General features: G+C 62.3%; 15 protein-coding genes. 11 read left to right on the forward strand and 4 right to left on the reverse strand.

Features of this window, described 5'->3' with window-relative positions; translation table 11 throughout:
• Window positions 1-268: SAM-dependent methyltransferase (locus tag EN932_RS17310; RefSeq protein WP_348630208.1), on the forward strand; the 268-nt coding region annotated here is incomplete at its 5' end.
• Window positions 265-1506, forward strand: a complete 1242-nt coding sequence (locus EN932_RS17315; RefSeq protein WP_127368843.1) for a class I SAM-dependent RNA methyltransferase — start codon at window positions 265-267, stop codon at window positions 1504-1506. The genes EN932_RS17310 and EN932_RS17315, both read left to right, overlap by 4 nt.
• A gap of 16 nt (window positions 1507-1522) precedes the next feature.
• Here EN932_RS17315 and EN932_RS17320 read toward each other — a convergent pair whose 3' ends face one another.
• Together EN932_RS17320 and EN932_RS39555 are read right to left on the reverse strand one after the other, a co-directional pair.
• Window positions 1523-2182: a transglutaminase-like cysteine peptidase gene (locus EN932_RS17320; RefSeq protein ID WP_164766139.1), complete on the reverse strand. Its 660-nt coding sequence runs from the start codon at window positions 2180-2182 to the stop codon at window positions 1523-1525.
• 199 nt (window positions 2183-2381) lie between these two features.
• Window positions 2382-2504: a hypothetical protein gene (locus tag EN932_RS39555; protein WP_281039798.1), complete on the reverse strand. Its 123-nt coding sequence runs from the start codon at window positions 2502-2504 to the stop codon at window positions 2382-2384.
• A gap of 73 nt (window positions 2505-2577) precedes the next feature.
• On the opposite strand from EN932_RS39555, the gene EN932_RS17330 reads away from it, so the two are divergent.
• The gene (locus EN932_RS17330; protein WP_245460953.1) at window positions 2578-2871 is read left to right on the forward strand and encodes a hypothetical protein; all 294 of its coding nucleotides are present in this window, start codon (window positions 2578-2580) and stop codon (window positions 2869-2871) included.
• A 25-nt stretch (window positions 2872-2896) separates the two neighbouring features.
• On the opposite strand, the gene tldD is transcribed toward EN932_RS17330, so the two are convergent.
• A complete protein-coding gene (gene tldD, locus EN932_RS17335; protein ID WP_128368940.1) occupies window positions 2897-4309 on the reverse strand; it encodes a metalloprotease TldD in 1413 nt (470 codons plus the stop codon).
• Between the two features lie 157 nt (window positions 4310-4466).
• Window positions 4467-5021: an invasion associated locus B family protein gene (locus tag EN932_RS17340; RefSeq protein WP_013532781.1), complete on the reverse strand. Its 555-nt coding sequence runs from the start codon at window positions 5019-5021 to the stop codon at window positions 4467-4469.
• Window positions 5022-5280: 259 nt separating this feature from the next.
• Here EN932_RS17340 and coxB point away from each other — a divergent pair, with 259 nt between their 5' ends.
• The 8 genes from coxB to EN932_RS17380 all read left to right on the forward strand — a co-directional run.
• Complete coding sequence (coxB, locus tag EN932_RS17345) at window positions 5281-6297, forward strand: cytochrome c oxidase subunit II (protein ID WP_032809847.1); 1017 nt, start codon at window positions 5281-5283, stop codon at window positions 6295-6297.
• 38 nt (window positions 6298-6335) lie between these two features.
• On the forward strand, window positions 6336-7988 hold the full coding sequence (gene ctaD / locus EN932_RS17350) for a cytochrome c oxidase subunit I (protein ID WP_013532779.1): 1653 nt from the start codon (window positions 6336-6338) through the stop codon (window positions 7986-7988).
• Window positions 7989-8063: 75 nt separating this feature from the next.
• Window positions 8064-9008, forward strand: a complete 945-nt coding sequence (locus tag EN932_RS17355) for a heme o synthase (RefSeq protein ID WP_128337762.1) — start codon at window positions 8064-8066, stop codon at window positions 9006-9008.
• A gap of 2 nt (window positions 9009-9010) precedes the next feature.
• Window positions 9011-9169: a hypothetical protein gene (locus EN932_RS17360; protein WP_013532777.1), complete on the forward strand. Its 159-nt coding sequence runs from the start codon at window positions 9011-9013 to the stop codon at window positions 9167-9169.
• Window positions 9169-9801, forward strand: a complete 633-nt coding sequence (locus EN932_RS17365; protein WP_128337763.1) for a cytochrome c oxidase assembly protein — start codon at window positions 9169-9171, stop codon at window positions 9799-9801. The genes EN932_RS17360 and EN932_RS17365 overlap by 1 nt, the downstream gene beginning before the upstream one ends.
• 1 nt (window position 9802) lies before the next feature.
• Entirely contained in the window at window positions 9803-10684 is an 882-nt protein-coding gene (locus EN932_RS17370; RefSeq protein ID WP_013532775.1) for a cytochrome c oxidase subunit 3, read from the forward strand.
• A gap of 91 nt (window positions 10685-10775) precedes the next feature.
• On the forward strand, window positions 10776-11267 hold the full coding sequence (locus EN932_RS17375) for a L,D-transpeptidase family protein (RefSeq protein WP_127365997.1): 492 nt from the start codon (window positions 10776-10778) through the stop codon (window positions 11265-11267).
• Window positions 11268-11288: 21 nt separating this feature from the next.
• Window positions 11289-11532, forward strand: a 244-nt coding sequence (locus EN932_RS17380) for a DUF983 domain-containing protein (RefSeq protein ID WP_164890515.1), incomplete at its 3' end; no start/stop codon positions are given.

The raw sequence follows: 11532 nt of genomic DNA on the forward strand, positions 1-11532 counted from the left end.
GAAACATGGCCTTTGCGCCAGCCTTGGCCTGGCCAAGGCTGGCGCAAAGGCCATGTTTCTGGTCAAGCCGCAATTCGAGGCCGGCAGGGAAGCGATCGGCAAGGGTGGTCTGTTGAAGGATCCCTTCGACGCCGCCCGTGTCGCCGGCCTGCTGCAGGATTGGCTGGACTCCGTTCCCGGCTGGCGCTCGCTGGGGCTGCATCTGTCGCCGATCGATGGCGGCGACGGCAATCGCGAATTCCTGCTCTGTGGGATCAAGGACCGATGAGCGCGCGCTTCAGCATCAGGAAACTTGGCGCCCAGGGCGACGGTGTCGCCGAGACCGAGACAGGCGATCTGTTCATTCCCTTCACACTGCCCGGTGAAACGGTCACCGCCGCGCGCGAAAGGGATCGCGCCATGCTGATGGCGGTGCTGGAAGCATCGCCGCTGCGCATCGATCCCGCCTGCCGCCACTTCACCGAATGCGGCGGTTGCGCGCTCCAGCATTTCGAAGCCGAAGCCTATCGCCGGTGGAAGCGCGAAAAAGTGGCGCACACCCTGAAGGGCAAGGGCATCGATTGCGAGATCGGTGACCTGGTCGCCTGCGCACCGCAGACGCGCCGCCGTGTCGTGCTTGCCGCCCGGCGCACCGAGACAGGCATGCTGCTCGGCTTCCATCGCCATCTGTCGCCGGAGATCGTCGCCATATCGGAATGCCCGATCTCGCTGCCGGAGATCGTTGCCGCCCTCGATCGCTTGAGGGCGCTCGCCGAATTGGTCTGCGCAACCACCAAATCGTTCCGGCTGGCGGTCACCGTGACCGGTTCGGGGCTCGATGTCGCGGTTCACGAATCCGGCAAGCTCGGGGAGCACCAGCGCCGGATCGCGGCTAACTTCGTCATGGCGCAGGGCTTTGCCAGGCTGTCCATCGATGACGAAATCATTATCGAGCCGAAAAAGCCGGTGGTCATGTTCGGCAGCGTCGCTGTCGCCTTGCCCCCGGGCGCGTTCCTGCAGGCAACCGAGGCCGCCGAACAGGCGATGGCCGACATCGTCGGCGGACATCTGAAGCGTGCCAAGAAGGTGGCGGATCTTTTCGCCGGTTGCGGTAGCTTTGCTCTGCGCCTGGCCGCGAAGTCGGAAGTCCATGCGGTGGAAGGCGATGCGGCAGCGCTTTCAGCGCTCGACCGTGGATCGCGCTTCGCCACCGGCTTGAAGCGGGTGACGGGCGAACGCCGCGACCTGTTCCGCCGGCCGCTGACGTTCAAGGAGTTGAATGCGTTCGACGGTGTGGTGTTCGACCCGCCGCGCGCCGGCGCCGAGGACCAGTCGAAGCAGATCGCCCGCTCGGATGTTCCCTACGTTGCTGCGGTGTCCTGCAATCCGGTGACGCTGGCTCGCGACCTGCGCATCCTCATCGACGGCGGCTACGCCTTGAAGAGCGTGACGCCGATCGACCAGTTCCTGTGGTCGCCGCATGTCGAAGCGGTGGCACTGCTGGAGAAGCCGAAGAAGCGGCGATAGCCTGGAGGCTTCGGCCCTACGAACTTGGCGACAGTCGTTTCGACGTGCCGCCGCGTTGGTTGATCGACACCCAGGTGTTTGGGTTCTGCTGCGACTGGCGTTTCACGAAGTAATAGCCCGTCGCGTTCCAGGGCCTGATCTCATTGACCAGATTGTCCAGGACAAGATCGCCCTTGTCGGTTTTCACCGTCAGAATGGTGTGGCCTTCATTGTCCAGGTCGCGCACCACGGTCATCAGCAACGCTTGCCGGGGGAATCCCGCTGCCAGAAGAAGCTTGCGCTTGTAGAGCGCGTAGATCTTGCAGTCGCCCTTGCCGTCCACCGGATAGTCCCAGTGATCCGCCATCGTACCCCAGTGATCGAAATTGCTGACGGGTTTGATGGCGCTGTTCGCCTTGTGATTTATCCGCTTGAGGATGCGTAGGTTCTGCGCGGTCAGCTTGACATTCGCCGCCGGCAGAGCGGGCACCTTGCACTCCTTTGGCCGGCGATGGCAGAAATCGACCCAACCGTAGGGGACGCTGGTGCTTCCACCAACTGCGGCAGATTGCGTCGATCGCGACTTGAACAATGTCGACTGTGCCGCCGCCGGACTGGCTTGCAACCATGTCGCGCCAATCAACGAAACGAAGCCAAGCAGGAAAGAGGAGGTCAGGACGCCGGGGGAACGCCGCATTGCCAACACCACCGCAACCAGAAGGCCGGCACTGCGTTCGTGCGGAAACGGCAGCCCAGGCAGTTAAACACCTAACAATTTCCTAATGCCGATTGTGTTTACTTCAAGGTGCAGCCGGGGAATTCAAACTGGAAAACGCAAGCATCAGCGGGCGCATTCGGTCTGACTCGACCATCAGGGCGCCAGCGACGGACCTTTGTCATGCTTCCTGCAAGCTGTCATATCCCGCCGTCTTTGCAGCCTTGAGGAAATTACGATCAAAGGTTGCAAAGCCAGCGCCATGAGCTGATTTCCCCAGATGCAGAGCATCTGCGAAATCCATTCCCTTCTTCGCGAGGTCGAGTGCGGACGACACCACCGCGCTGTCGCGACCTCTACTGTTGGGAGCCCGCCAAATGTCCGCAGCGCGATGTCAGGCGCCGCATAACCGTAAGCGCCGGCGCAGCTCTCATATGGCGCTCTCGGGTGCGCTCGTCGCCTGGATTTTGCGAAAGATCGCTCGAACCGGGCTATTGCCGTCCTACGCACTTGGCATCGCGGCCATGACGTTTGTCGCAGCTGCGCTGTATGTCTCCGGCCATGACGGGACCGTCGACTACCTGAGTGCTTGGTTCAAATATGCGATCGGTGGCGTCATCGCCTTCCTGATTCTCTACACGACTTCGCGCCGGTCTATCGGCAAGGCATAACGGCCCGGCCAGTTGGGCGGTTCGCTCAGACCCGCGTGCCGCCCACCGTCATCTGGTTCATGCGCAGATGCGGCTGGCCGACGCCGACCGGCACGCCCTGTCCGGCCTTGCCGCACATGCCGATGCCGGTGTCGAGCTTCATGTCGTTGCCGATCATCGAGACGCGATGCATGGCGTCCGGACCGTTGCCTATCAGCATCGCGCCCTTGATCGGCTGCGTCACCTTGCCGTTCTCGATCATGTAGGCCTCGGTGCAGCCGAACACGAATTTGCCCGAGGTGATGTCGACCTGGCCGCCACCGAAGGAGACGGCATAGATGCCGTTCTTGACCGAGGCGATGATTTCGTCCGGCTCCATGTCGCCCGCCGTCATATAGGTGTTGGTCATGCGCGGCATCGGCTGGTGTGCGTAGCCTTCGCGGCGGCCGTTGCCGGTTGCCTTCATGCCCATCAGCCGGGCGTTCTGGCGATCCTGCATGTAGCCGACCAGCTTGCCGTCCTCGATCAGCACATTGCGGGCTGAAGGCGTGCCTTCGTCGTCGACTGTCAGCGAGCCGCGCCGCTCGGGCATCGTGCCGTCGTCGACGACGGTCACCCCCTTGGCGGTGACCTGCTGGCCGAGCAGTCCGGCGAAGGCCGAGGTCTTCTTGCGGTTGAAATCGCCTTCCAGCCCATGGCCGACGGCCTCGTGCAGCATGACGCCCGGCCAGCCGCTGGACAAGACGATGTCGAAAGTGCCGGCCGGCGCCGGTATCGCCTCGAGATTGACCAGGGCTTGCCTGAGCGCCTCCTTGGCGGCGTGCTTCCAACTGTCCTCGACCAGGAATTCGCCAAACGCCTTGCGGCCGCCCATGCCGTAGGAGCCGCTCTCCTGGCGGTCGCCATTGCCGACAACGACGGAGACGTTGACGCGGACCAGCGGGCGGATGTCGCGCACCATTTGGCCGTCGGCGCGCACGATCTCGACATGCTGCCAGGATGCGGCGAGCGATGCCGAAACCTGCCGCACGCGTGGGTCCTCGGCGCGCAGCCAGGCGTCGATTTCCTGCAGGAGCTTTGCCTTGGCCTCGAAGGAGGGCGAGGGGATCGGGTTCTCTTCGCCATAGAGATGGCGGTTGGTGCGGGCGGGTGCGGCGGCAAGCGTGCCGGAATAGCCGCCCTTGACGGTCGAAACGGCATCGGCCGCGCGCAGCAGCGAAGCTTCGGAGAGATCGCTGGAATGGGCATAGCCGCTGGCTTCGCCGGCAACCGCGCGCAGGCCAAACCCTTGGTCGGTGTTGAAGTTGGCGGTCTTCAGCCGGCCATTGTCGAACATCAGCGCTTCGCTCTCGCTGTATTCGAGGAACAGCTCGCCGTCATCGGCGCCGTTGATGGTTTCGGCGACGATCTGCTTGATGCGATCGTCTGAAATGTCGAATTGGCCGATCAGGCTGTTCATGGCGCGTCCGTTCACAGGAGGAATGGGTCTTTGCCACGATGTAGGCGCGAAGGTGCGCCGAGACAATCGCTCAGCCGCATTGTGAAGACAAAAGCGGTTTGCCAGCAGACCGTCGACGTCACTTCTGGTTGATGAAGCCGGTGATGTCGCCGGGCTTTCAGGGGAGGGCGGCGAAGCCGTCGGCAAAACCCTTGAGGTCGACCGGGATGCCGATGCCTTCTTCCGGGGTCTGGAAGACAATGAAGGTGGCCGACGTGCCGGTCTTCAGCGTGTCGAGAAGCGGCTTTTCGAGGATAACCTCGGCATAGCAGCCGTCCTGGAAACAGCGCACGAAATAGGCGCGACCGATGTCCTTGCCGTCGACATTGAGGCCAAGCCCGTTGGGCAAAAGCACGCCGAGCGGCGCCAGCACGCGCAGGATCTCCGCCTTGTTGTCGGCGGTGCGCAGCACGACGACCGACAGTCCCATCTCCGGACGGTCCTCGGCGACGACGTTCTGCATCATCACGCATTGTTCCGAGGTGGCACCGGCCGGCGTGTCGCAGATGATCGACCATGCGCCATGCGTCGAGCGAACGGTACCGCTCGGTTGCGCGGCGTTCGCCGTGCCGGACACGATCGCGGATAAGCCGATGCCAGACAGGGCGGCGAAAAAGATGACCTTCGCCCAGTTTCTCGAAAACCGAGAGTTTCTCGAAAGCCAGTAATTCATGACGGCTCCATTGCGAATCACGGCACTTTAAGCCGCGCCAAAGCCAAGTAAAGGACGAGACCGCACCAGGTCTGCCCCGAAAAAGCCAATACGGCGCTTTTCCCTGCCAATTTCGCCCGAATTGCGACGTTCGGCACGTGCGCGCCGCGGGAATGCCGCTGTGGGTTCAATGTAGGCGATTCGGGGCTGCCGCGGCTGCCTCCAAAGGCACATCCGGGCTTGCGCGCAAAAATGCCGCACGGTTTCGTCCGCTCCTTTCTTGCGGAGGGAAAAAGAGTATGGTTTGAACCAGCTTGAAACTGTCGGGATTCCCGTCCCGGCATTGTTCGTTATTCTCGTGGGTACCACAGCGAGGAACTGGGAGACGATGAGGGCGATGAGAAATTTCCTGGCAAACGCCAAGGTTCCAGCAAGTGCCAAGTTTCTAAGTGCTTGTGCCGCTATCACGTTTTTCGCCGGCGCATCCGCCCATGCCGACCAGCCCAAGAACTGGGAGACAACCTTCCAGGCGCCGGCGACCGACATGATGCGGCAGATCGAGTGGTTCGGGAACTATACAATGTGGTTCATCGTCCCGATCACCATCCTGGTGCTGATTCTTCTCGCCTATTGCATCATCAGATTCCGCGCGAGCGCCAACCCGGTTCCGTCCAAGACCAGCCACAACACGTGGATCGAGTTGATCTGGACGATCGGACCTGTCGTCATCCTGCTCCTCATCGCTATCCCCTCGTTCCAGCTGCTGACCGCGCAATACACGCCGCCGGAAGAAGCAAAGCTGACCGTCAAGGCGACCGGCAACCAGTGGAACTGGGATTACGAGTACCAGACCGACAACACGCTCTCTTTCAACTCCGCGATCCTCCAGGACGCCGAACGCGCCGCTGCCGGCAAGGAGGACCGCAAGGTCTACCCGCGCCTGCTGGCCGTCGACAACGAGCTGGTCGTGCCGGTCAACACCATGACCCGCGTGCTCGTCACCGCGACCGACGTGATCCACTCCTTCGCCATGCCGTCGTTCGGCATCAAGATCGACGCCGTTCCTGGTCGCACCAACGAGACCTGGTTCAAGGCGGAGAAGGAAGGTATTTTTTACGGCCAGTGCTCGCAGCTCTGCGGCAAGGACCATGCCTTCATGCCGATCGCCATCCGCGTCGTCTCCGATGCGCAGTTCAAGACCTGGCTGGCGGCAGCCAAGACCGATCTGCCCGGCGCCAACAAGACGCTGATGGCCGAGGTCGACGGCCAGAACAAGGTAGCGGCCGCCGGCAACTGATGCCGCGGGTTAGCAAGATTTAGGGAACGGAGCGGAACATGGCAGACGCTGCAGCTCACGACGGGCACGACCACAAGCCTTATCACGGCTGGGTGCGCTGGGTTTATTCGACCAACCACAAGGACATCGGCACGCTCTACCTGATCTTCGCGATCATGGCCGGCATCATCGGCGGCGCCTTGTCGGTCGCCATCCGCATGGAACTGCAGGAGCCTGGCATCCAGATCTTCAGCGGTCTGGCGCAGATGGTCTACGGCATGAACGGTGACGCCGCGATCGACGGCGGCAAGAGCATGTACAATGCCTTCGCCACCGCGCACGCCCTGATCATGATCTTCTTCATGGTCATGCCGGCGCTGATCGGCGGTTTCGCCAACTGGATGGTCCCGATCATGATCGGCGCGCCCGACATGGCGTTCCCGCGCATGAACAACATCTCCTTCTGGCTGCTGCCGCCGGCCTTCATCCTGCTGCTCACCTCGATGTTCATGCCGAGCGCACCGGGTGCCTATGGCGTCGGTGGCGGCTGGACGCTTTATCCGCCATTGTCGACTTCGGGCCAGCCCGGGCCGGCCATGGATCTGGCGATCCTGTCGATCCACATTGCCGGTGCCTCGTCGATCCTCGGCGCCATCAACTTCATCACCACCATCTTCAACATGCGCGCGCCTGGCATGACGCTGCACAAGATGCCGCTGTTTGCCTGGTCGGTGCTGATCACCGCCTTCCTGCTCCTGCTGTCGCTGCCGGTTCTGGCCGGCGGCATCACCATGCTGCTCACCGACCGCAATTTCGGCACCACCTTCTTTGCGCCCGATGGCGGCGGCGACCCGATCCTGTTCCAGCACCTGTTCTGGTTCTTCGGTCACCCTGAAGTGTACATCCTGATCCTGCCGGGCTTCGGCATCATCAGCCACGTCATCTCGACCTTCTCGAGGAAGCCGGTGTTCGGTTACCTCGGTATGGCCTACGCCATGGTGGCGATCGGCGCCGTCGGCTTCATCGTCTGGGCGCACCACATGTACACGACCGGCCTGTCGCTCGACACGCAGCGCTACTTCGTCTTCGCCACCATGGTCATCGCGGTGCCGACAGGCGTGAAGATCTTCTCCTGGATCGCGACGATGTGGGGCGGGTCGATCTCGTTCAAGACGCCGATGCTGTGGGCGCTGGGGTTCATCTTCCTGTTCACCATCGGCGGCGTCACCGGCGTCCAGCTGGCCAATGCCGGCCTCGACCGCTCGCTGCATGACACCTATTTCGTCATCGCCCACTTCCACTACGTGCTGTCGCTGGGCGCGGTGTTCGCCATCTTCGCCGGCTGGTACTACTGGTTCCCGAAGATGACCGGCTACATGTATTCGCCCGTCATCGCCAACACCCACTTCTGGGTCACCTTCGTCGGCGTGAACCTGATCTTCTTCCCGCAGCACTTCCTCGGTCTCGCCGGCATGCCGCGCCGCACCATCGACTACCCCGATGCGTTTGCCGGCTGGAACTATGTGTCGTCCATCGGCTCCTACATCTCGGCCGTCGGCGTCCTGATCTTCCTCTATGGCGTGTTCGAGGCCTTCCAGAAGAAGCGGATCGCCGGCGCCAACCCATGGGGCGAGGGCGCAACGACGCTCGAATGGCAGCTGCCTTCGCCGCCGCCCTTCCACCAGTGGGAACAGCTGCCGAAGATCAAGTAAGGCGGCTGCCCGCTCGAATACAAAACCGCCGGTCCGCCGGCGGTTTTGGCCAACGGATGATGGACTTAAGTACGCATGGCCCTTGTCGACGACCCATTGATTGACGAAGCGGGCTTTCGCATGTCGGAAGCGACGGCGGGCGATTTCTTCGCGCTGCTGAAGCCGCGCGTCATGTCGCTGGTGGTGTTCACCGCCTTTGTCGGCCTGGTCGCCGCACCCGTGACCATCAACCCTCTGCTGGCGGTGATCGCCATCCTGGCTATTGCGATAGGTGCTGGCGCCTCCGGCGCACTCAACATGTGGTACGATGCCGACATCGATGCCGTGATGACCAGGACCGCCAGCCGCCCGGTCCCGGCCGGTCGCATCCAGCCGCACGAAGCGCTGACCTTCGGGCTGGTGCTGTCGGTGCTGTCGGTGATGACGCTCGGCGTGCTGGTCAACTGGCTGGCGGCGACGCTGCTGGCCTTTACCATCTTCTTCTACGCCGTCGTCTACACGATGTGGCTGAAGCGCTGGACGCCGCAGAACATCGTCATCGGCGGGGCCGCCGGTGCCATTCCGCCCGTGATCGGCTGGGCCGCGGTGACCGGGACGGTCAGCCTCGAAAGCGTTGTCTTGTTCCTGATCATCTTCCTGTGGACGCCGCCGCATTTCTGGGCGCTGGCGCTGTTCAAGTCCGAGGACTATGCCAAGGCCGGCATTCCGATGATGCCCAACGTCGCCGGCCACGCTTCGACCCGCCGCCAGATCTTCGCCTATGCGCTGGTGCTGGCCCCGGTCGGCGTGCTGCCGTGGCTGCTCGGCTACACCACGCCCTTCTATGGCGTGGCCGCCCTGTTGCTCGGGGTCGGTTTTGTCTGGTACGCGTGGAAAGTGCTTGGCATGGCCGACGATGACCGCGTCATGAAACCGGCCAAGGCCCTGTTCGCCTATTCGCTGCTTTATCTCTTCGCCATCTTCGCTGCCTATCTGGCCGACAGCGTTGTCGAACGCGCGCTTGCCATGGGTGGAGCATGACCATGATCGAGGAAAAGCTCGAGACCGTCACGTTGACCGAGCGTCAGAAGAAGGCGCAGCGCAGCCGTTCTATCGCCATCGGCGTGGCGCTGGCGCTGCTGGTGGTCATTTTCTACATCGCGACGATCGTGAAGTTCGGCCACAATCTGGGCACGATGTGATGAGCGTCGAGAAGTCCAGGAAAGCGGCGGGCAAGAACAGCAACGTCATCGTCGCGGCTGTCTGCCTCGCCTTCTTCACCGGCATGATCGGCATGGCCTATGCCGCGGTGCCGCTCTACAAGATGTTTTGCCAGGCGACCGGCTATGGCGGCACGACGCAACGTGCCGAGAAGCAGTATGCCGGCCGCGTGCTCGACCGCGAGATCACCGTCCGCTTCGATGCCAACATCGCTGGCGTGCCGTGGGAGTTCCAGCCGGTCCAGCGCTCGATGACGATGAAGATCGGCGAGACCGTGCAGGCGCACTATCAGGCGACCAACAAGTTCGATCGTCCCGTGACCGGCCGCGCCACCTTCAACGTGCAGCCTGAGCTGGCGGGACCATATTTCAACAAGGTCGAGTGCTTCTGCTTCACCGACACGACGCTGAAGCCCGGCGAGACGCTGGACATGCCGGTCCTGTTCTACGTGGACCCCGACATCGTCAATGTGCCGGAGCTCAAGGACGTGAAGACGATCACGCTGTCCTACACGATGTTCCCGGTCGAGAAGACCAAGCCGGTCGCCTCCTCGGCGCCGGCCGATGGCAACAGCAAGACAATTTCGAATACCGAAGCAAATCTCGGGGGTTGATATGGCAGACGCGCACGCAAAACCACAGCATGACTATCATCTCGTCGACCCGAGCCCATGGCCTTTCCTAGGCTCGGTAGGGGCGCTCGTCATGGCCTTTGGCGGTGTCGCCCTGATGGAATATCTGAAGGGCGGGTCGTTCCCGGTCTTCGGCTTCAACATCGCCAATCCGTGGCTGTTCTTCATCGGCCTCGTGATCGTCCTCTACACCATGTTCGCCTGGTGGTCGGACACGATCAAGGAAGCGCATGAGGGTCATCATACGCGGGTCGTGTCGCTGCACCTGCGCTATGGCATGATCATGTTCATCGCCTCGGAGGTGATGTTCTTCGTTGCCTGGTTCTGGGCCTATTTCGATGCCAGCCTTTTTGCCGGTGAGGCACAGAACTACGCGCGCGCCACATTTACTGGTGGCGTCTGGCCGCCGAAGGGCATGGAGGTTCTCGATCCCTTCCATTTGCCGCTCTACAACACCGTCATCCTGCTGCTGTCGGGCACCACGGTGACCTGGGCGCACCATTCGCTTCTTCACGGCGACCGCAAGGGGCTGATCAACGGCCTGGTGCTGACCGTTGGCCTCGGCATGCTGTTCACCATGGTGCAGGCCTACGAGTACATGCACGCTCCGTTCGCTTTCAAGGATTCCATCTATGGCGCCACCTTCTTCATGGCGACGGGCTTCCACGGGTTCCACGTCATCATCGGCACCATCTTCCTGTTGGTCTGCCTGATCCGGGCGATGAAGGGTGATTTCACCCCCAAGCAGCATTTCGGCTTCGAGGCGGCCGCCTGGTACTGGCACTTCGTCGACGTGGTCTGGCTGTTCCTGTTCGCCTCGATCTACGTCTGGGGATCGGTCGGCGCGGTGATCGAGGGCCACTGATCCAGGCCTGAGGGATTTTCATTTCTGGAGGCGGCCGCGGCAACGTGGCCGCCTTCTTCTTTTTGGCGCAATGATCGCTGATCGATAGCCAATGCGACTGACAATCTTCCGGGCTATTTGCGCATTGATGATCGGGGCACTCCCGGCCTTTGCCGGCGAGAAGGTGGACCTGGTGCGTGTTCACAAGGCCGAACGCCGGCTGGAACTGATCGGCGACGGCAAGGTCCTGCGAAACTACGGCATCGCGCTCGGCGGCGATCCCGTCGGGCACAAGCACCAGGAGGGCGATCAGCGCACGCCCGAGGGGAACTATGTCCTCGACTGGCGCAACCCGAACAGCATCGCGCACAAATCGATCCATATTTCGTACCCCAATGCCGACGATGAGACCGCCGCCAAGGCGCGCAATGTCGGCGCGGGCGGCATGATCATGATCCACGGCCAGCCGAATGGTTATGGCTGGTGGGGCTGGCTGCTTCAATTGGTCGACTGGACCGACGGCTGCATTGCGGTTACGGACTCCGACATGGACGAAATCTGGGCGCTGGTGGCCGATGGCACACCGATCGAAATCGAGCGGTAAGCAATGAGCGACGACGCTCCCATGAGTGAAGACAGAGCGATCTGGCCGCCGATCGATCCGATCTCGGCCGGCCTGCATGGCCGCTGCCCGCGCTGCGGCGAGGGGCGGTTGTTCTCCGGCTTCCTCACTGTCGGCAAGCGCTGCGTCAATTGCGGCCTTGATTATTCCTACGCCGATGCCGGCGACGGGCCGGCGGTGTTCGTCATCCTGATCATAGGCTTCCTTATCGTCGGCCTGGCGCTCTGGGTTGAAGTCACGCTTAGCC

This window comes from Mesorhizobium sp. M7A.F.Ca.US.002.01.1.1, from assembly GCF_004022955.1.
GTDB classification, from domain to species: Bacteria; Pseudomonadota; Alphaproteobacteria; order Rhizobiales; family Rhizobiaceae; genus Mesorhizobium; species Mesorhizobium ciceri.

What these genes read in the sequence shown, in the direction of transcription:
- tldD (WP_128368940.1), bottom strand. Translation starts at nt 4,309, where the DNA reads ATGAACAGCCTGATCGGCCAATTCGACATTTCAGACGATCGCATCAAG.
- EN932_RS39555 (WP_281039798.1), bottom strand. Translation starts at nt 2,504, where the DNA reads ATGGATTTCGCAGATGCTCTGCATCTGGGGAAATCAGCTCATGGCGCT.
- EN932_RS17340 (WP_013532781.1), bottom strand. Translation starts at nt 5,021, where the DNA reads ATGAATTACTGGCTTTCGAGAAACTCTCGGTTTTCGAGAAACTGGGCG.
- EN932_RS17355 (WP_128337762.1), top strand. Translation starts at nt 8,064, where the DNA reads ATGGCCCTTGTCGACGACCCATTGATTGACGAAGCGGGCTTTCGCATG.
- EN932_RS17320 (WP_164766139.1), bottom strand. Translation starts at nt 2,182, where the DNA reads ATGCGGCGTTCCCCCGGCGTCCTGACCTCCTCTTTCCTGCTTGGCTTC.
- EN932_RS17365 (WP_128337763.1), top strand. Translation starts at nt 9,169, where the DNA reads ATGAGCGTCGAGAAGTCCAGGAAAGCGGCGGGCAAGAACAGCAACGTC.
- EN932_RS17375 (WP_127365997.1), top strand. Translation starts at nt 10,776, where the DNA reads ATGCGACTGACAATCTTCCGGGCTATTTGCGCATTGATGATCGGGGCA.
- EN932_RS17360 (WP_013532777.1), top strand. Translation starts at nt 9,011, where the DNA reads ATGATCGAGGAAAAGCTCGAGACCGTCACGTTGACCGAGCGTCAGAAG.
- EN932_RS17315 (WP_127368843.1), top strand. Translation starts at nt 265, where the DNA reads ATGAGCGCGCGCTTCAGCATCAGGAAACTTGGCGCCCAGGGCGACGGT.
- ctaD (WP_013532779.1), top strand. Translation starts at nt 6,336, where the DNA reads ATGGCAGACGCTGCAGCTCACGACGGGCACGACCACAAGCCTTATCAC.
- EN932_RS17370 (WP_013532775.1), top strand. Translation starts at nt 9,803, where the DNA reads ATGGCAGACGCGCACGCAAAACCACAGCATGACTATCATCTCGTCGAC.
- EN932_RS17330 (WP_245460953.1), top strand. Translation starts at nt 2,578, where the DNA reads ATGTCCGCAGCGCGATGTCAGGCGCCGCATAACCGTAAGCGCCGGCGC.